The organism is Mesorhizobium sp. M1348 (assembly GCF_040317925.1).
Lineage (GTDB): Bacteria > Pseudomonadota > Alphaproteobacteria > Rhizobiales > Rhizobiaceae > Mesorhizobium.
Map to the genome: position 1 here is coordinate 1 of NZ_JAMYLH010000035.1, position 19,819 is coordinate 19,819.

At 63.4% G+C, this 19,819-nt stretch carries 16 protein-coding genes and 1 pseudogene; 3 read left to right on the top strand and 14 right to left on the bottom strand.

Annotation, left to right across the window (positions count from 1 at the left end):
• Positions 1-98: 98 nt before the first annotated feature.
• The gene (locus NKH13_RS31275) at positions 99-1,370 is read right to left on the bottom strand and encodes an O-antigen ligase family protein (protein WP_352916667.1); all 1,272 of its coding nucleotides are present in this window, start codon (positions 1,368-1,370) and stop codon (positions 99-101) included.
• A gap of 317 nt (positions 1,371-1,687) precedes the next feature.
• On the opposite strand from NKH13_RS31275, the gene NKH13_RS31280 reads away from it, so the two are divergent.
• Complete coding sequence (locus NKH13_RS31280; protein ID WP_352721497.1) at positions 1,688-2,440, top strand: SDR family NAD(P)-dependent oxidoreductase; 753 nt, start codon at positions 1,688-1,690, stop codon at positions 2,438-2,440.
• Between the two features lie 40 nt (positions 2,441-2,480).
• Here NKH13_RS31280 and NKH13_RS31285 read toward each other — a convergent pair whose 3' ends face one another.
• Positions 2,481-3,062, bottom strand: coding sequence for a DUF1349 domain-containing protein (locus NKH13_RS31285; RefSeq protein ID WP_352916669.1), 582 nt, complete (start codon positions 3,060-3,062; stop codon positions 2,481-2,483).
• A gap of 38 nt (positions 3,063-3,100) precedes the next feature.
• Positions 3,101-4,537: an aldehyde dehydrogenase family protein gene (locus NKH13_RS31290; protein ID WP_352721553.1), complete on the bottom strand. Its 1,437-nt coding sequence runs from the start codon at positions 4,535-4,537 to the stop codon at positions 3,101-3,103.
• A gap of 176 nt (positions 4,538-4,713) precedes the next feature.
• Between NKH13_RS31290 and NKH13_RS31295 the strand changes: the two genes are divergently transcribed.
• The gene (locus NKH13_RS31295) at positions 4,714-5,745 is read left to right on the top strand and encodes a hydroxyacid dehydrogenase (protein ID WP_352721500.1); all 1,032 of its coding nucleotides are present in this window, start codon (positions 4,714-4,716) and stop codon (positions 5,743-5,745) included.
• 25 nt (positions 5,746-5,770) lie between these two features.
• On the opposite strand, the gene NKH13_RS31300 is transcribed toward NKH13_RS31295, so the two are convergent.
• The 11 genes from NKH13_RS31300 to NKH13_RS31350 all read right to left on the bottom strand — a co-directional run bounded on the left by NKH13_RS31300 (position 5,771) and on the right by NKH13_RS31350 (position 19,202).
• Positions 5,771-6,256 (bottom strand): hypothetical protein, encoded by a 486-nt coding sequence (locus tag NKH13_RS31300; RefSeq protein WP_352721501.1) that lies wholly within the window; start codon positions 6,254-6,256, stop codon positions 5,771-5,773.
• A gap of 104 nt (positions 6,257-6,360) precedes the next feature.
• On the bottom strand, positions 6,361-9,192 hold the full coding sequence (locus NKH13_RS31305; RefSeq protein WP_352721502.1) for a nitrate reductase: 2,832 nt from the start codon (positions 9,190-9,192) through the stop codon (positions 6,361-6,363).
• A 3-nt stretch (positions 9,193-9,195) separates the two neighbouring features.
• Positions 9,196-9,525: a nitrite reductase small subunit NirD gene (gene nirD / locus NKH13_RS31310; RefSeq protein ID WP_352721503.1), complete on the bottom strand. Its 330-nt coding sequence runs from the start codon at positions 9,523-9,525 to the stop codon at positions 9,196-9,198.
• 63 nt (positions 9,526-9,588) lie between these two features.
• Positions 9,589-12,039, bottom strand: a complete 2,451-nt coding sequence (gene nirB, locus NKH13_RS31315) for a nitrite reductase large subunit NirB (RefSeq protein WP_352721505.1) — start codon at positions 12,037-12,039, stop codon at positions 9,589-9,591.
• A 19-nt stretch (positions 12,040-12,058) separates the two neighbouring features.
• Positions 12,059-13,360: an MFS transporter gene (locus tag NKH13_RS31320; RefSeq protein WP_352721506.1), complete on the bottom strand. Its 1,302-nt coding sequence runs from the start codon at positions 13,358-13,360 to the stop codon at positions 12,059-12,061.
• 58 nt (positions 13,361-13,418) lie between these two features.
• Positions 13,419-13,655: a hypothetical protein gene (locus NKH13_RS31325; RefSeq protein ID WP_352721508.1), complete on the bottom strand. Its 237-nt coding sequence runs from the start codon at positions 13,653-13,655 to the stop codon at positions 13,419-13,421.
• A gap of 250 nt (positions 13,656-13,905) precedes the next feature.
• Positions 13,906-14,703: an ABC transporter ATP-binding protein gene (locus tag NKH13_RS31330; protein WP_352721510.1), complete on the bottom strand. Its 798-nt coding sequence runs from the start codon at positions 14,701-14,703 to the stop codon at positions 13,906-13,908.
• Positions 14,704-14,714: 11 nt separating this feature from the next.
• Positions 14,715-15,611: a nitrate ABC transporter permease gene (gene ntrB / locus NKH13_RS31335; RefSeq protein WP_352721512.1), complete on the bottom strand. Its 897-nt coding sequence runs from the start codon at positions 15,609-15,611 to the stop codon at positions 14,715-14,717.
• Positions 15,612-15,686: 75 nt separating this feature from the next.
• On the bottom strand, positions 15,687-17,003 hold the full coding sequence (locus NKH13_RS31340) for a CmpA/NrtA family ABC transporter substrate-binding protein (protein ID WP_352916673.1): 1,317 nt from the start codon (positions 17,001-17,003) through the stop codon (positions 15,687-15,689).
• Between the two features lie 358 nt (positions 17,004-17,361).
• Positions 17,362-18,600, bottom strand: a complete 1,239-nt coding sequence (locus NKH13_RS31345; RefSeq protein ID WP_352721516.1) for a CmpA/NrtA family ABC transporter substrate-binding protein — start codon at positions 18,598-18,600, stop codon at positions 17,362-17,364.
• A 2-nt stretch (positions 18,601-18,602) separates the two neighbouring features.
• On the bottom strand, positions 18,603-19,202 hold the full coding sequence (locus NKH13_RS31350; RefSeq protein WP_352464414.1) for an ANTAR domain-containing response regulator: 600 nt from the start codon (positions 19,200-19,202) through the stop codon (positions 18,603-18,605).
• A gap of 109 nt (positions 19,203-19,311) precedes the next feature.
• On the opposite strand from NKH13_RS31350, the pseudogene NKH13_RS31355 reads away from it, so the two are divergent.
• A pseudogene (locus tag NKH13_RS31355) lies at positions 19,312-19,661 on the top strand (ABC transporter permease); the annotation flags it as partial.
• Positions 19,662-19,819: the final 158 nt, after the last annotated feature.

Consider the following 19,819-nt stretch of genomic DNA (forward strand, 5'->3'; position numbering starts at 1 on the left):
GCCTCTGTCGTTGTGGCGCTCCCATGCAGAACCTGGCCCATAGTGCATCCTTTGATTCGGACGACAATGATGAACCATCAAAGCCCGGGATCAAACATCTAGCCTCGCACGGCGTCCGGTTCCTCGAGATGGTTCACGGCGCTCCACCGGGAAGGAGCAACGGCCGGCACCCTCACCAGCTTGAAGTAGCTGTAATACAGCAGGAACGATCCCATGATGTAGGGGTTGAGGGTCTCGACCTCGACGAAGGAGCGGATGAACAGAAGCACCATGACGCCGGCAAGAATCACCGAGTCGGCTTGCCATGTCCTGAATATCAGCGCCGAGACGTGACCCCAGAGCGTGCGCAGGATGATCAGCGAAAGCAGTGTCGCACCGACGAAGCCGAGTTCCACCAAGGTCTCGATGTAGGTGTTGTGGAAGTGGAAGCCGCTTCGCGCGGCGATGTAGAATTCGTTCCACAGCCGCTCGGCCTCGGAGAAGCCCTGCACCCAATAGGCCGCGTAGCCGACGCCGAGGATGGGCGCTTGCTGCGCGGCATTCCAGCCCTGCTGCCAGAGGTAGGTTCGTCCGGTGAGCGTCGAATCCTTGCCGAAAAGGCCAAGGACAAAATCCATCAGCCCGAGATTCAGCGCAATCACGGTGCAGGCGACCAGCGCGCCCGCACCGATCATGAAAATCACCCGGCGATGTCGGAGCGAAAGCAGCTTGCCGATGGAAAGCAGGGCGACCAGAGCCAGAACCGCTGGGGTCGATGCCATCGAAGTGGCCGAATGCGACACGACCAGCAGATAGCCCGACAGAAGGACAATCGGTACGATCAACAAAAAGCTTATCCTGCCGCGCCTGAGAAAGGCGAGGTAGACAACGCAGAAATAGATGCCAAGCGATGCGACAAAGCCAATCTGGTTCTTGGAGCTGAACGCGCCGACGAAATTATACGTGCCATCGAGAACGTCATAGGAATAACTCGCGACCTTGAGCGAGTAGAGCAGGACGACGAAAATCCCGATCAGGGCGCCTATGGTCAAGGTCCGGACGCTGACGGTGCGCGCGGCAATATAGGCGCAGGCGATGTGGGAGCAATATTGGACGGCTGTCCTTGCCGTGGTGCCGGGAGCTGCCGACCAGAACACCGAGAAGCAGACATAGGTCGCAAAGGCCAGCGGAAGCCAGGCGCTGGAAGCGTGCCTTAATATCTTCCGGTAGTCGACCAGGATGAGCGGCAGCCAGACTGCATAGTAGGCCAGGATCATAGCCTGGCCGAAAATGGTCGAGTAGGAGAACGCCCAGATAGAGACGGCAACGGCAAAGCTGCCATAGACCGTGTTCTTGTCCGGATCGATCAACAGAGATTTTGGAATCTTCATCTCGGTAGCGGTTTTCCGTCCTTGCAGCTCAATGCCGATTTCATGGGCCGATTCATCGGATCGATGGGAGGCTCGCCTGCAGGCGCTCGCATTGTGCAGTGCAATATAACCCATCCGGCGCCGCCTGTCACCCGGATGCCAACCGGGCGCGTCGTTCCTGCAGTTCTCTCAGTACGGGACGAGACGATTTGGGCAGGAGGCAGTCCCGTCCAATTGCCCGGTGCTGGCCCATCACAAGCTGTTCTGAGGTTGCAAGTCCGCGCTTGAACTTGTCGGCCGTTGACTTCACATTCGCCGCCAATTGGGAGGAAGACCACATGCCGATGAGTTTCGCGGGACGATTTGCCGGACGATCTGCTGTTATCACCGGCGGCGCCTCAGGCATCGGCCTGGCGGTCGCGCAAAGGATCACTGACGAAGGCGGGCGTGTTTCGGTCTGGGATCGCGATGCCGCCCAGATCGAGCAGGCCAAGGCCAGTGTTCCAGGCCTGCACAGCGTGACCCTCGACGTCGCCGACCCCCTAGCGGTCGAAGCCGCCGCCGGAGAGACGATCAAAGCGCTTGGCGCAGTCGATGTGCTTGTCACCAGCGCTGCCATCACCGGACCGAACATGACGGCCTGGGAGTATTCGGTGGAGGATTGGCGCCGGGTCATCGACATCAACATCAACGGCGTCTTCTTCTGCAACAAAGCGCTGGTCCCGCATATGCTCGAACGCAATTACGGCAGGATCGTCAACATCGCCTCGATTGCCGGCAAGGAAGGTAACCCGAACGCCTCGGCCTACAGCACCTCCAAGGCGGCGGTGATCGGCATGACCAAGTCGCTCGGCAAGGAGTTGGCCAAGACCAAGGTGACGGTGAACTGCGTCACGCCGGCGGCCGTGCGCACCGCAATCTTCCAGCAGATGAGCCAGCAGCACATCGACTTCATGCTGTCCAAAATACCGATGGCGCGGTTCGGCGAGGTCGAGGAGGTGGCGGCGCTGATTTGCTGGATCGCGTCCGAGGAATGCTCGTTCACGACGGCTGCCGTCTTCGACGTCTCCGGCGGCCGAGCGACCTACTGAGGCAGGCCGGACGCAAACCGCCCGACCGCATCGCGGCGCCTCAGTCGTGAAGCTCCCGCGAGATCGGCGGGCCGATCGAAAAATCGCTGAATGTCACTTCGAAGCCCTCGCGCTGCGGCGAACAGCACATCATGCCGACATCGACCGTTTTCGACGGCGGGAAATAGGCAAGCCGCACCGGTTTCCAGTGCTTGTCGGTCGCGTCCAGATACTGGACACGGATCGTCTCGGCATGGCGGGTCAGGCGGATCCTGACCCCGTCCGGATCGGCCGGAATGCTGGCCAGCGACCAGTCGGAGGCATCGTTGGTGACGACGACGGAAAAATACATCAGCCCGTCGGTGTATTCGATGCCGGCCTTGATCCAATGGGTCTGGCTCAGGCGGACCATAAGCCCGGCCTGATCGTAAAGCACCTCATAGTGCCCCTTGACCGTGACTTCGGCGCTGAAATCGCCCTCGACCTCACGATAGAGGAAATGGCCATTATCACGCCAGAAGCCGTAGAACGTCTCTCGCCAGAAGTCGGTCTCCTTGCCGGTCCGCACATGCACCGTATTGTTGCCGAAGGCATGGTGCGGCGGCGGATTGAGCCAGGTCAGGTCGGTATTCTCAGATGTCATCGACTTGCTCGCCTGCCTGGCTGGTCTGCCGCCTTTTCTTAGCCGGCAAACGTGTAAGCGGTCTTCACCGTGGTGTAGAACTCTGCGGCATAGCGGCCCTGCTCGCGCGGGCCGTAGCTCGATCCCTTGCGCCCGCCGAAAGGCACGTGGAAGTCGACGCCGGCAGTCGGCAGGTTGACCATGACCATGCCGGCTTCCGAATTGCGCTTGAAATGCGTGGCATGCTTGAGGCTCGAGGTGCAGATGCCGGACGTCAGCCCGAACGGCGTGTCGTTGGCCACAGTCAGCGCCTCATCATAATCCTTGACGCGGATGACGTTGGCGACCGGTCCGAAAATCTCCTCGCGCGAGATGCGCATGGCGTTGGTGGTTTCGGTGAACAGCGCCGGTTGCAAATAGAAGCCGCGGGTTTCACGATCGAGCCGCTCGCCGCCGAATGCAAGGTCCGCGCCTTCCTGACGGCCGATGGCGATATAGTCTTCGTCCTGTTTCAACTGGCTCTGGTCGACAACCGGTCCGATCTGGGTCTTGGCATCGAGAGCGTCGCCGACGACCAGCTTGGCCATGCGGTCCTTGAGCGCCTCGACGAAGCGGTCGTGGATGCCGTCCGTCACCACCAGGCGGGACGACGCCGTGCAGCGCTGGCCGGTCGAGAAGTAGGCACCGTTGATGGCGCAGTCGACCGCGACGGCAAGGTCGGCATCGTCGAGCACGACAAGCGGGTTCTTGCCGCCCATTTCGAGCTGGAACTTGCGCATGTGCTCGACGCTGGCGGCGGCGACACGCTTGCCGGTGCCGACAGAGCCGGTGAAGGTAATGGCGTTGAGGTCAGGGCTGTCGAGCATAGCCTGGCCAACCACCGAACCTTTGCCCATCACCAGGTTGAGCACGCCCTTGGGCAGTCCGGCGCGGTGCAGGATGTCGACAATGGTCCAGGCGCTCTCCGGAACGAGTTCCGCCGGCTTGAAGACGATGGTGTTGCCGTAGGCCAGCGCCGGAGCGATTTTCCAAGCCGGGATGGCGATCGGGAAATTCCACGGCGTGATGATGCCGACGACGCCGACCGCTTCGCGGGTGATCTCGACGCCGACGCCGGGCCGCACGCTTGGCGCCAGCTCGCCCGACAGGCGCAGCGTCTCGCCGGCGAAGAAGTCGAATATCTGGGCGGCACGGACAGTCTCGCCGATGCCCTCGACCAGCGTCTTGCCTTCCTCGCGCGCCAAGGCCCGGCCGATTTCATCTTTCCGCGCGGTGATCTCGTCCGACGCCTTCCTCAGCACCGCGTGGCGTGCCAGCAGGCCCGATCGCGACCATGCCGGAAATGCCGCCTTCGCCGCCGCGATGGCCTGCCGGGCGTGCTCGGCGCCTCCCGATGCATATTCGCCGACCACGTCGTCGAGATTGGACGGGTTGATGTTGCGGGAGCCGGCATCGCCCACCCACTCGCCATCGATGAGGTTCTTTCGAAACGGGATCATGTCGCTGTCTTCCTTGTCGTCCTTCGATCGCCGTCTATCTGGACCACCGACCGCCGCACCGCAAGGCCGAAGGCAGGCAAACTTCTCCTCCTCGACAGGCATGTGATAGGTGTCGGGGCGGGAAAGACGATTCTAGTGTGGTGCGACGCGGATCGCACGGGAGGAAAGGTATCATGTCCGACAGCGCCTTGCCGCTGGTGATCAGCGCACCCGAACCGCGCACGCTCGACCTGATCTTCACGCCGGCTGCGCTGGCGAAATTTCGATCGAAATACCGCATCGTCGAAACATCGCCCGAAGGCGTCGCGGCGCTGCCGGCCGATGTGCTTGCCGAGACCCGCTACATCGTCGGCCAGCCACCTATCGCGCCGGAGACGCTGGAAAAAATGAAGGCGCTGCGCTGCATCTTCAATGTCGAGAGCAACCTCATCAACAACATGCCCTACGAGACGCTGTTTTCGCGCGGCATCCATGTCGTCACCACCGGGCTGGTCTTTGCCGAACCGGTGGCCGAGCTCGGCCTTGCCATGGCGCTCAACCTTGCCCGCGGCATCGTCGATGCCGACCTCGCTTTTCGTCAGGGCAAGGAGCTGTGGGGCGGCGACGGCAACCGGACGGCGCGGCTTCTTTCCGGTGCGGATGTCGGCATCATCGGCTTCGGCGATCTTGGCCGTGCGCTCAACCGGCTACTGTCGGGCTTTCGCACGCAGATAAAAGTCTTCGACCCGTGGCTGCCGCCGTCGATCCTGATCGAAAACGGCGTCGAGCCGGCCTCTCTCGACGACGTTCTGTCGAACAGCGATTTCATCTTCGTCGTCGCTTCGGTGACCAGCGAAAACCAGGGTTTCCTTGGTGCCGAGGCGTTTGCCAGGATGCACAAGGGAGCCGCTTTCATCCTGCTCAGCCGAGCCGGAGTGGTCGATTTTCCGGCACTGATGGACGCCGTCCGCAGCGGCCATATCGTCGCCGCCAGCGATGTTTTTCCTGAGGAGCCTCTGGCCCAGGATCACCCGGTCCGCACATTGCCGGGATTCCTGCGCTCCGCCCACCGGGCCGGCGCGCTCGACATCGCCTTCAAGCGGATGGGCGACATGGTGCTGGAAGACATGGACCTGATCGACCGCGGCCTGCCGCCGATGCGTTCGAAGCGGGCCGAGCGTGAGACCGTTTCGCGAATGCGTTCAAAACCGGTCGACAAGAATTAAGCCGTCTGCCGACGGTCGCACATGCTCAGACGGTGAAGGACCAAAACAGGCAGGCCAGTGTCGCTGCGGCAAAGACGACGAAGAACAGGCTTCTCAACAGGATGTTGTGGCGCAGCTCGTTGATGAAGAGATGGCATCCGACGACGGCTGCGACAAACAGGAACCGCCAGTTCAGCAGCGCCGAGAGCACATCGCGCTGACCGAAAGCAAATCTCGCGGCGAGACATCCAACGATGACCGCAAACAACACGATGACCGTCCAGAAGATCGCATCGGCGGCATGTGTCAGGACGATGCCAGCGAGCCTGATCGGCAGAACCATCATCAGCAGTGCGCTGAAAAAATAGATCGCCGCGAGCGGAATGAACGTCCCCGCATCGGCGACGTCGCTCAAGCGCTTGGCGCCGATCGCGCCATAGGGATAGCCATGCCTGGCCACCGTCAGGCTGAGCGCCATCAGCAAGGCCGCCAGCACGGCGGCAAGCGCGAATGAGGTCAGGGCTTTGCTCATGGGGTTCCCGTTCCGAACGAATCGAAGTCAGAACGTTGGTAGCCCATGGTTTGTAAATTGCTAGTAAGCATCATGCAGCGGCGCGGCAGAGTTCCTCGGCACATTCACTCCGCAGCTTGAAGACGCCGACCGTCGATAATGGTCTTGATCTCGGCGCGGCAAGAGCCGCAATTGGTGCCGGCGTGAAGCGCGGCGCCGATTGCCGCGACGCTGGTGCAGCCGCCGCGCACCGCTTCCGCGATCTGGTTGGCACCGACCCCGAAACAGGCGCAGACGATGGCACCGCGGTCGACGCTCTTGCCGCCCGGCCGCCCGGCGACAATCGCCAGCCGCGCCTGCCGATCGGCATGGTCGGCACCCAGTTGTTCGACCGCCCAGCCGCGCGACACCGCTACCGGGGTCGGCGCAAGATAGAGCGCGCCGACCAGCCGACTGCCCGCGAAACGAGCGAAGCGATGGTGCCCGCCGGCGATGTCGTGATAGGCGAGCGTCTCGCCTTCCATGCCTAACAGGGAGGCGGCAAACCCGGTCCAGTCGCGGCCGGACCGCAGCGCAATTTCGAGGCGCCAGCCGGCGGGGCTGCGAGCGAGGCTCCAGTAATCGGCGTCGATGGATGCGGGCCGTTCGGCAAGCACGGCGAATCCGAAGGCCGTGGCGGCGAACCGCTCGATGCGGGCGGCAACGTTCTTCGAGGCCGGCTGGCCTGAAATCGCATCGGTCGTCGGCGCGACCAGTGCATCGATACGCGCGCGGCCGGAGAACTGATCGGTCCAGTGCATCGGCACGAAAACCGAGCCTCGGCGTTGGCGCACCGTCACCAGCGCGCGGACTAGCACCTCGCCATAAGCCGTGGAGACGCGGACGATGTCGGCATCGCCGATGCCATAGTGCTGCGCATCCGCCGGGTGGATTTCGACGAACGGTTCGGCCATGTGCTGCGACAAGCGCGGGCTCTTGCCGGTCCGCGTCATGGTGTGCCAGTGGTCGCGAACTCGCCCGGTGTTGAGCACCAACGGGTAGTCCGGGTTGGTGCGGGTTTGTGCGGCTGGGCGGATGGCAATGAAGCGTGCCTTGCCGTCGGGCGTGTAGAAGCCGCCGTTGGCGAAGAAGCGGGTGCTTTTGCCCTCCGGCTGGCGCCAGGCACCCCCCTCTGGCCTGCCGGCCATCTCCCCCTCAAGGGGGGAGATTGGCAGTTTTGCCGGTACCGCCTTTTCAGCAATGGTAACGATTGGCGAAACCTGTGGCGACATCCAATCTCCCCCCTTGAGGGGGAGATGGCCGGCAGGCCAGAGGGGGGTGCCTTGGCTCGGCGCTGGCCATTGGAACGGCAGAAGATCCTCATAGGTCTCTGCACCGATATCGCCATACGCGCCTATATCAAAATCGCGCGCCCCGTCATTCTCGAATGTCGACAACGCGGCATGCTCGGCGAAGATGTCGGCCGGCGACACATGCGAAAACGCCTCGCCAAAGCCCATCCGCTTGGCGACTTCAGCGATGATCCACCAATCTGGCCTTGCCTCGCCGGGCCTGGCCAAGAAAGCCCGCTGGCGCGAGATGCGGCGCTCCGAATTGGTGACGGTGCCGTCCTTCTCGCCCCATGCCGCCGCCGGCAGCCGGACATGAGCATGGCGGACCGTGTCGGTCTCGCCCAGCACGTCCGACACCACGACAAACGGGCAGGCCTTGATCGCCGCTTCGACCGCATCGGCATCCGGCATCGAATCGACCGGATTGGTCGCCATGATCCACAGCGCCTTGATGCGTCCGTCGGCCACCGCTTGGAACATCTCGACCGCTTTCAGGCCGGGTTTTTCGGCGACGGTTGGGGCATTCCAGAAGCGCTGCACGCGGTTGCGGTGCTCGGGGTTTTCGATCTCCATGTGGGCGGCCAGCATGTTGGCCATGCCGCCGACCTCGCGGCCGCCCATAGCATTGGGCTGGCCGGTCACCGAAAACGGCCCGGCGCCGGGCTTGCCGATGCGGCCGGTGGCTAGATGGCAGTTGATGATGGCGTTGACCTTGTCGGTGCCCGAAGACGACTGGTTCACGCCCTGGCTGTAGACGGTCACCGTCTTCGCCGTCGCGGCAAACAGGCTGTAGAAGCGGGCCAGTTCGTCCTCACTGAGACCCGTGGCAGCCGCGATGCCGGCAAGATCGAGCGCCGAGGCGGCGAAAAGCGCTTGCCCGAAGCCGGTCGTGTGCGCCGTGATATAGGTGCGGTCCAGTGCGTTGTGCTGGCCGAGATAGGCGAGCAGCCCTGTGAACAAAGCGACATCGCCATCGGGCGCGATCGCCAGATGCATGTCCGCGATATCTGAGGTCATGGTGCGGCGTGGGTCGATCAGCACCACCTTCATCTCGGGCCGCTTTTCCCGGGCGGCGGCAATGCGCTGGTAGAGCACTGGATGGCACCAGGCGAGATTGGAGCCGACCAGCACGATCAGGTCGGCAAGTTCCAGATCCTCGTAATTTCCCGGAACGGTGTCCGAGCCAAAGGCGCGGCGGTGGCCGGCGACCGACGAGGCCATGCACAGGCGCGAATTGGTGTCGATATTGGCCGAGCCGATGAAGCCCTTCATCAGCTTGTTGGCGACGTAATAGTCCTCGGTCAGCAACTGGCCGGAGACGTAGAAGGCGACCGCGTCAGGGCCGTGCTCGGCAATGGTTTGCGAGAAGGTCGAAGCGACAAGGTCGAGCGCTTCGTCCCAGTCGGTGCGGCGACCGTGGATCTCCGGGTATAGCAACCTGCCGTCGAGGTCGATGGTCTCGGCCAGCGCCGAGCCTTTGGAGCAGAGCCGGCCGAAATTCGCCGGGTGGTCCGGGTCGCCACGAACGGTTATTTCGCCGTCCGCGGCGACCTTCGCCAGCACGCCGCAACCCACCCCGCAATAGGGGCAGGTGGTCCTCACCTCGCGCGCTTCATCAATCTGCATGGTTCACGCCGCGCAGCTGGCCAGCGCTTCCAGCGCTATGAACAGCCGCTCGCCGTCGATCCGGACCGCAATGGTGCGCACCGCGCCCTCGTCGGCGCCGAGCGCCTTGCCTGTCTCCAGCGAGATCACCCAATTGTGCAAGGGACAGGTCACCGCCGTGCCATGGACGATGCCCTGGCTGAGTGGCCCACCCTTGTGCGGGCAATGGTCGTCGATGGCAAAGACCTGATCGTCGGCCGTGCGAAAGACGGCGATCTTGCCTTCGGGCGTGGCTACGCAGCGCGCACCGCGACGCGGAATGTCCGAGAGCGTGCCAATTGATACCCAATTCATGTGGCCATTCCTCTTTTGCGCGTGTTCTTGTCCGAAAACCGCATTCCACTCGGGAACACGCGCCTACTCCGCCGCCTGCGCAAAGCCGACCGAAGCCATCGGCCGGAATTCATGCTTGTCCTTGCCGGAAGCACGTTCCGACCACGGATCGACCTGGGCGAATTTCTGCGAAAAGACGAAGCGGTCGAAATAGGTCTTGCGCTTCTCGCCATCGTCCATGATCTGGCGCTTGATCTCGGCGATGCCGACGCGCTTGGCCCATTTGTAGATACGCTCGAGATAGCGGCCCTGCTCGCGATACATCTGCGTCAACGCCACGATATGCTCCAGCGCCTCGTCCTCGGTCTTGACCAGGCCGAGCACTTCGGTGCCCTTGATGTCGAGGCCAGCGGCGCCGGCGAAATGGATTTCGTAGCCACTGTCGACGCAGATCACGCCGACATCCTTGCAGGTCGCCTCGGCACAGTTTCGCGGACAGCCCGACACCGCCATCTTTACCTTGGCCGGGGTCCACGAGCCCCACATGAATTTTTCGATACGGATGCCCAAGCCGGTCGAATCCTGCGTGCCGAAGCGGCACCAGTCCGAGCCGACGCAGGTCTTCACCGTGCGCAGTCCCTTGGCATAGGCGTGGCCGGAGACGAAGCCAGCCTGGCCGAGATCGGCCCACACCGCCGGCAGGTCCTCCTTGCGGATGCCGAGCATGTCGATGCGCTGGCCGCCGGTGACCTTGACCATCGGGATCTCGAACTTGTCGACGACGTCGGCGATGGCGCGCAATTCGGCGGCGTTGGTGACCCCGCCCCACATGCGCGGCACCACCGAGTAGGTGCCGTCCTTCTGGATGTTGGCGTGGACGCGCTCGTTGATGAAGCGCGACTGGTAATCGTCGGCGTATTCGTCGGGCCAGTCGCAGACGAGATAATAGTTGAGCGCCGGCCGGCACTTGGCGCAGCCGCAGGAGGTCTTCCACTCCAGCTCCTGCATGACGGCGGGAATGGTCTTCAGGCCCTTGGCCTTGATCAGCCGGCGGACCTCGTCATGGCCGAGCGCGGTGCAGCTGCACATCGGCTGGACCGCCGCGGGGTTGTATTTGTCGCCGATGGTCAGCACCATGAGCTTTTCGACCAACCCGGTGCAGGAGCCGCAGGAGGCCGACGCCTTGGTGTGGGCGCGCACGTCATCGAGCGAGGTCAGGCCCTTGGCCGTGATCGCGCCGGTGATCTTTCCCTTGCATACGCCGTTGCAACCGCAGATTTCCGCATCATCCGGCAAGGCTGCAACGGCCGCCATAGGGTCCAGGGGGGCGCCTCCCTGGTAGGACTGGCCGAAGATGAGCGTATCGCGCATCTCGGATATGTCGGTCTGCTTCTTCTTGAGGTCGTTGAACCAGGCGCCGTCCGCCGTCTCGCCATAGAGCACGGTGCCGATGATGCGGTCGTCCTTGAGCACCAGGCGTTTGTAGACGCCGGCCGCAGCATCGCGCAGCACGATCTCCTGGCGGTCATCGCCCTCGGCGAAGTCACCGAGCGAGAACAGCTCGATGCCGGTGACCTTTAGCTTGGTCGGCGTGTCCATGTGGACGAAAGCCGCCGCCTCATTACCGGCCAGATGGTTGGCGGCGACGCGCGCCATCTCGTAGAGCGGCGCGACCAGTCCGTAGACCTGGCCGTTGACCTCGGCGCATTCGCCGATTGCGTAGATATCGGGATCGTTGCTGCGCATGCCGGCGTCGACGACGATGCCGCGATTGACGGCAATGCCGGCTTCCTTCGCCAGCGCCGCATTCGGCCTGATGCCCACCGCCATGACGACGAGCGTCGCCGGGATGATGGTGCCGTCGGCAAGCTCCACCCGCTCGACCTTGCCGTTGCCGGTGATCGCCTGGGTGTTTGCCTTGGTGATGACCTTGATGCCGCGCTGCTCGACGGCGCGCTGCAGGAGATAGCCGGCGGCCGGATCGAGCTGACGCTCCATCAGCGTCGGCATGACGTGCAGCACGGTGACGTCCATGCCTTGCGCATTCAAGCCCGCGGCTGCCTCGAGCCCGAGCAGGCCGCCGCCAATGACCACGGCCTTGGCCCGCGACTGGGCGGCAAGCATCATCGCCCGGACGTCGTCGAGATCGCGATACGTGAGCACGCCGGGCAGATCATGGCCTGGCACCGGAATGATAAACGGCACTGAGCCGGTGGCGATGACGAGCTTGTCGTAGGGCTCGGTCACGCCATGATCGGAGGTGACGGACTTTGCCTGCCGGTCGATGGCGACGATCTTGTGGCCCTTGTAGAGGGTGATGCCGTGCTTGATGTACCAGCCGTCGCCATGGATGATGATCTCCTCATAGGCCTTTTCGCCCGACAAAACCGGCGACAGCATGATGCGGTCGTAGTTCACGCGCGGCTCGGCGTTGAAGATGGTGACCTGGTAGCGCCCAGGCGCCTTTTCCAGGAGGTGCTCCAGCATGCGCCCAGGGGCCATGCCGTTGCCGATGATAACGAGTTTCTCGGTCATGTCCTGATCCACTCCGGTCTCACTCAGCCGCGTAGGAAAGGCCTGAAGCTTCGTCAGACGCCGTGCGCTCCATCCGCCGGATGGAAAAATGCATCCAGGCAAAGCAGGTGGCGACGATGACGAAGAGCAGCATGAAGCAGCTCGACCAGACGCCGGTGAGGTCGTTGAGCGCGCCGAAGACGATTGGCAGGATAAAGCCGCCGAGCCCGCCAATCATGCCGACAACGCCGCCGACCGCGCCGACACTCTGCGGATAGTAAGCCGGGATGTGCTTGTAGACGGCAGCCTTGCCAAGGCTCATGAAGAAGCCGAGCACACAGGCAACGGCTATGAAGGCGAGCGGGCCGACCTCGAAATGGAAGGCGATCGGCCCGCTGACACCGCGCACGACGTAGTCTGCCGAGGGGAGAGACAGAACGAGAGTCGCGGCGGCACTGACAGCGAAGGTCCAGTAGAGCACGGTGCGGGCGCCGATCCGGTCGGACAGCACGCCGCCATAGGCGCGGAAAATACTTGCCGGAATTGAATAGGCCGCGCCGATCATGCCGGCGGTCGCAAGCCCGAAGCCGTAGACGCCGATCAGGTAGCGGGGCAGCCACAGCGAGAGCGCCACGAATGCACCGAAGGCGAAGAAATAATAGAAGGCGAAACGCCAGACCTGCAGGTTCTTGAGCGGCGCGAATTCCTGCAAGAAGCTTCCCGCGGGTGCAGCCTTGCCGTGGCGGCGCTCGCGAATGACCGGATCGTCGCCGGTCGTGAACCAGAAGACGGCGGCCATGACGACGAGTGCTGCCGCCCAGATCAGCGCGACCGACTGCCAGCCCCAGGAGAGAAGCACAAACGGTGCCAGGAATTTGGTGACCGCGGCGCCGACATTGCCGACACCGAAAATGCCAAGCGCCGTACCCTGCTTGCCGGCCGGGAAGAAGCGCGAGACATACGCGACACCGACGGCGAAGGAACCGCCGGCGAGCCCAACGCCAAGCGCAGCGACCAGCATCTGCCCGTAGGTGTGCGCAAAAGCGAGCAGGAAGGTCGCGACCGCCGCCGCAAGCATGGTCGCGGTGTATACCAGCCGTCCGCCAAAACGGTCGGTCCAGACACCGAGCACCATACGCACGAGCGAGCCGGTGAGGATCGGCGTGCCGACCAGCAGGCCGAACTCCGTCTCGTTCAGCCCCAGCTCCTGCTTTATGCGCACGCCGATGATTGAAAAGATCGTCCACACCGCGAAGCAGACGGTGAAGGCGATGGTGGACATCACAAGCGCCTGCCGGGGAGCACTGTCCTGGCTGGGCGCGGCTGGGAGATTTGCGGTCATTTTCTGGCTCCGATTTGCGGCGTGGGAGGCACCGCCCTTGTCTGTTCGTTCGCGACTGTCAGCGGCGCGGCATCGCCGTCAGCGCGCTGCTGGCCAGAAAATCGCGGCGCGTGACGTCCGCGAGGGACGCCCCAGTTCCGATCCGTTTCATCATCGTCGTCTCCGGTTGGGCGCCGCTTGGGACCAGCGCCGTCGATTGCGTCAAAACAAAAAAGCCGCCGGCCAGGTCTTCGCGTCCGGGGTTCCGGGAGCGCGTGTGGACCTGAGCGGCAGCTTTGCCTGTGGCGCCCGCCATTGGACGCCGTGTCACTTGGCCCTTGCGGACCTACATTTTGAAAAGCAGGAAGCGTGCCAATTCGACAGCGCTCAGAATTATCTAATGAAACCAATGTGAACCGCAGCCGCGCGACTCTTGACCAAGCTCGGCAGCGGATCAAAGATTAGTCAGAATGCCTTGCACAGCAGCATAATGTTTGTGCAATGCGGTAGATTGCCCATTGCCGATGCAGATTGCCAATGATGATGACGAGTTTCCGGTTATTGCCTTACTCCGCGGCTTCGACGAAGCGGTGGCGTTCGTAGAGGAATTTCAGCACCGCCTCGCGGCAGCGCAGGAAGGTGCGGTCGGAGGAAAGCTCGATGCGTCGGCGCGGCCGGGCAAGCGGCACGGGAAGAACCTCGCCGATGGTGGCCGCCGGACCGTTGGTCATCATCACGATGCGGTCGGACAACAGCACCGCCTCGTCAACGTCATGGGTGATCATGATCGTCGTCGAGCCGAGCCTCGAATGGATATCCATCACCGCGTCCTGAAGATGGGCGCGCGTCAGCGCGTCGAGCGCGCCGAAGGGCTCGTCGAGCAGCAGGATCTTCGGCTCCATGGCCAGCGCCCGGGCGATGCCGACGCGCTGCTTCATGCCGCCCGATATCTCGGCCGGACGTTTGTCCTTGGCATGCGCCATCTGCACGAGATCGAGATTGCGCATGATCCAGTCATGCCGCTCGGCCCGGCTCCTGCTCCGGCCAAAGACCTTCGTGACTGCCAAATTGATGTTTTCGTAGACGGTGAGCCATGGCAGCAGGCTGTGGTTCTGGAACACCACGGCGCGTTCCGGGCCAGGGCTGTCGACTTCCTTGTCCTCGAGCAGGACGGCGCCGGCGGAGACCTTGGTCAGGCCGGCGATCAGGTTGAGCAAGGTCGACTTGCCGCAGCCAGAATGGCCGATAATCGAGACGAATTCACCCTTGTCGATGGTCAGCCGGATATCCTTCAGGACGTCGCTGACCTGGCTGCCGCGGGCGAAGGATTTGTCGATATGGTCGAGCTTCAGATAGGCCGTCATCGTCCCTCTGCTCACTTTGCCGTTGTGCCGCGGGTGACGAAGACGCCGACTGCCGCGACCAGGCGGTCGAGGCAGAAGCCGGTGACGCCGATATAGGCGAGCGCGACGATGATGTCGGGCAGGCGGGACGAGTTCCACGCGTCCCAGATGAAGAAGCCGATGCCGACGCCGCCGGTCAGCATTTCGGCGGCGACGATGGCCAGCCACGACAGGCCGATGCCGATCCGCAATCCGGTGAAGATGTAAGGCGCGGCCGCCGGCACCATGATCTTCACGAAGAACTCGAGCTGGTTGAGCCGGAGGATACGGGCGACGTTGCGGTAGTCCTCGGGGATGTTGCGGACACCGACCGCAGTGTTGATGATGATTGGCCAGATCGAGGTGATGAAGATGACGAAGATCGCTGACGGGCTGGAATCGCGGAACGCCGCCAGCGACAGCGGCAGCCAGGCGAGCGGCGGCACCGTGCGCAGGATCTGGAAGACCGGATCGAGGCCCCGCATCGCCCAGATCGACTGGCCGACGAGCGCGCCGAGCGCGACGCCGACGATTGCCGCCAGGCCGAAGCCCATGGCGACGCGCTGCAGCGACATCAGCACCCGCCAGGCGAGTCCGATGTCCTGCGGGCCATTGTCGAAGAACGGGTGGGCGATCAGGTCATAGGCCTCGTTCCACACCTGGCTTGGCGGTGGCAGGCTGGCTGTGGGCGACGAACAGGCGACCTGCCAGACGACGAGCATGATGGTGATAACAATGACCGGCGGCACCAGCGTGCTTGCCAGCTTGCCGGCGATCGCGGCCGGGTCGAAGCGACGCCGCGCCCTGGCGGTGAAAGCGATGACCTCGGCGGGCTTGGCCGGTGCGGGGAACGGCTTCACCTCGCTGTCCTCGATGGCTTGGATAGACATTGTTTCGAAAAACTCCTTGGCGGCACGTGAAAGGCAGGCGGCGCTGCCACCGCCTGCCGCGCGTCTATGTCAGGCTCAGGCCGACACCTTGATCTTCAGGCTGTCGAGATAGGCCGACGGGTTCTCCGGATCGAAGATCTTGCCGTCGAAGAAGGTTTCGGGGCCGCGCGACGTAGACGCCGGAATATCGGCCGCGGCGACACCAAGGTCCTTGGCCGCCTCGCGCCACAGATCCTCACGGTTGACTTGGCCGACCAGTGCCTTGATGTCGGTGGTCGGCGCGAACTTGCCCCAGCGAATGTTCTCGGCGAGGAACCAGCTGTCGTGGCTCTTGAAGGGATAGGACACGCCGCCCTGCCAGAACTTCATATAGAGGTCGGTGCCGTTGGCGACGCGGCCATTGCCGTAATTGATGTCGCCCTTGAGGCGGCCGATGATGTCGGCGGTCGGCACGTTCATCCACTGCCGCTTGCCGATGATAGCGGCCATCTCGTCCTTGTTTTCTTTTGCTTCGCACCATTGCTGGGCTTCCATGACAGCCATCAGGATCGCCTTGGTGGCGTTCGGGTACTTGTCTATGAAGGCGGCGCGCAGGCCGAGCGCCTTTTCCGGATGGCCCTTCCACAGTTCGCCGGTGGTGGCGGCGGTGAAGCCGACGCCCTGATGGACGAGCTGCTCGTTCCACGGCTCGCCGACGCAGAACACGTCCATGTTGCCGACCTTCATGTTGGCGACCATCTGCGGCGGCGGCACGACGATGGTCGAGACGTCCTTGTCGGGATCGATGCCGCCGGCGGCCAGCCAGTAGCGCAGCCAGAGGTCGTGCGTGCCGCCCGGGAAGGTCATGGCGGCCTTCACCTCCTTGCCTGCGGCCTTCTTGGCAGCGAAGGCTTCCTTCAGCTTTGAGGCGTCGATGCCGACGCCGGTGCCGGCATATTCCTGGGCGACGGAAATGCCCTGGCAGTCGTAGTTGAGCCGTGCCACGATCGCCATCGGCAGCGGCTGCTTGTTCTGCGTCACCTTGCCCGTGTGCATCAAATAGGGCATCGGCGTCAGGATATGGGCGCCGTCAATGCCGTTGGCTTCGCCGCCGAGCACCAGATTGTCGCGCGTTGCCCCCCACGACGCCTGCTTGAGCACTTCGACATCGGGCATGCCGAATTTTTCGAACAGGCCTTTTTCCTTGGCAATCATCAGCGGTGCCGCATCGGTCAGCGCGATGAAGCCGAGCTTGGCGCCGGTGACTTCCGGCGCGGCCGCCGCGGCATAGGCGCCGGAGGGCAGCAGCGCACGCGCCGCCGCCAGCGTTGCCGCGGTGGCCGCGCTGATCCTCAGGAAATCCCGGCGGCTGATCGCCGTTTGGGCGGAATGGCTCTTGATGCGTTTCGTCATCGTCATCTCCGGTTGGGCGCGGCTTGGGATCGGCGCCGTCGATTGCGTGTTCGACCAAACAAAAAAGCCGCCGGCCAGGCCTCGCGCGTCCGTCCATCCGGGATCGCGTGTTGACCTGAGCGGCAGCTTTGCCTGTAGCGCCCGCCATTGGACGCGCATTCCGTGACTCCGAGAAGAGTCTGCCTATTACAAAGCAGGAACCGTGCCAGTTTCGGAATGGACGACAAACATCAATGAGATCAACGGCATGCCAAAATCGTCGGCGCGCCGGCCCGCTGGGCGAGCAAGCCAAAGATTGTTCATTAGCGCATTTGCACGCACATTTTTTGTGCAGCGCACAAGAATGCCGCGGAAATGATCAGGCTTCGGCGCGCGCCAATTTCTGGCCGGCAATGTAGGCGTCGATCTCGTCGGGATCGAATATCTGGCCATCGAAGAAACCGTCGGGACCGAGCACCAGGCTTGCCCCCGCCGAACCAACTGGAGTCGCGGCCTTCAGCGCGCCCTCGACCTTGGCATTGGCACCGGGAAGCGCCACGCCAAGCGGCTTCAACGCCGAGCGGTAGAGATCGGGGCGGTAGCAGTCGCGGGCAACAGCGAGGTTTTCCGGCGTATGCGCGACATGCCCCCAGCGTACCATCTGCGTGTAGAACCACAGCGCATGGCTCTTCCATGGGAAGTTCGCCGCCTTGTCGAAGGGCAGAAAGAAGTCGCCGACGCTGAGTTCGGCGCCGCCGCCGAGCGCAAGATGGCCGCTGAGGATCGGCATCTGCAGCGCCGGCGCCAGACCAAGGAAGGCCGGTTGCGCCATCAAGGCCGCGAGTTCGTCGCGGTTTGCCGGATCCTGGCACCAGCGCGCCGCATGATGCAGCGCGCGCAGCAGGGCCGAAAGCGCGTCCGGCTGTTTTTCCGCCCAGGCCTTGCGCACGCCGACGACTTTCTCCGGGCTGGTCTTCCAGATGGCCGCCTTGACCGTGGCGATATGGCCGGTGCCGGCGACGACAGAGGCGCTGTTCCAGGGTTCGCCGACGCAGTAGCCGTCGATCCTGCCGGCCGCGAGCGCGTCGGCCATGAAGGGGGGCGGCACGATGACGATTTCGATCTCATGCGACGGGTCGATGCCGCAGGCGGCGAGCCAGTAGCGCAGTTCGTAATTGTGCCCGGAGTGCGGATGGACGACGGCAAAGCGAAGCGGATCGCCGCCGGCATTCGCCCGTTCGCGGATCAGCGCCCCCAACGCCTTGCCGGCCCGCGCCGGATCGAGGTCGGGTCGGGCGTCGTGCGCGGCCATGCCCGCCCAGACGGCGTTCGAAACCGTGACGCAATTGCCGCCAAGGCCGAGCGAAAACGGCACGACCGTGTCGGAGGCGAGCGGCGTCAGCCCCAGGTTGCAGGCGATCGGCATCGGCCCCAGCATATGCGCCAGATCGAAATGGCCGATGGCGATGCGGTCGCGGATGTTGGCCCAGGACGTTTCCCGGTTGAGCGTCAGATCGATGCCTTCACGCAAGGCGAAGCCGATTTCCTTCGCTGCGACAAGGACAGCGCTGTCGAAGAGCGGCATGAAGCCAGCATTGATCCGGTGCTCGGCCGCCATTCTCAACTCTCCTCGGGATCCAGAAGGCCTGCCGCCGTCACCAGGCTCTGGGCGATTTCGGCGATCTTGCGGTTCTGGTTCATGGCGGTCTTGCGCAGCAGCGTATAGGCCGCGTCCTCCGACAGGCCGCGCGACTTCATCAATATGCCCTTGGCGCGATCGATCACCTTGCGGCTTTCCAATTCGCTGCGGGCTTCTTCCAGTTCGCGCGCCATGCGCGAAAACGCGTTGAAGCGGCTGATCGCCATATCGAGGATCGGCTTGACGCGCTCCTGGCGCAGGCCGTCGACGACATAGGCCGACACCCCGGCTTCCACCGCGGCTTCGATCGACGCCTGGTCCGAGCGATCGACGAACATGGCGATCGGCCGCTTCACCACGCGCGAGAGCTGGAACATGTTTTCGAGCATGTCGCGGTTGGGATTTTCGAGGTCGATGACGATCACGTCGGGTTCGATCTCGGCGATCCGCCGCGCTATGCCGGTGACGTCGTGGATGACCGTGACCTGCTGATGGCCGGCCTCCCGCAGTCCTGCTTCGATTATCGAAGCGCGGATGTGGTTTTCATCGATCACCAGGACAGTGAGGGATTTGCGGATCATGCCGCATTTTGCGCAGGCGAGGCGATTGTGCAATGCGGCATGGCGAGATTCACGCAAACAAAGCCGGGCGCCGCCTGAGCATTGGATGCGACGGCCAGCGTCGCGGGCGGCCGTCGGCGACTACGAATGGGCAACGCGCCTGTCCGGCGTCCGCTACTGGCGGGTGATCACGGCACTCTACGTCATCTCGAGCGTACTCGCCGGCACTGCTCTACATCGCCTGATCAAGGCGCTGTCGCTCGTCGAACCGCTGGTGCTGCCTTCGGTGGCCGCGGCGGCTACACCGGCACCATCATTGGGGCGCTGATCCTCACCGTGCTGACGACGCTGCTGACCATCCTGCAGATGCCGGAAGGAGCGCGGCGGATTTTGTTTGGGCTGATCATGCTGTTTGTCACGGCGGCTTATTTGCGGATTATTGAGGATCGGCAGGGGGCTGACGCGAGCAGCTGCTTTTGACCCGAAGCAGACTCTCGCAAACGGAGCCGTGCATGACAGCTTGCGCCGCACGGCAGTCATTCCTACGGTCCCGTCGATTCACCAAGAGCGGACATCGCTAAGGCAGCTTTGCGCTATCAACGGTCATTGATCGATGGAACCCACTGGCATCGCCCTCA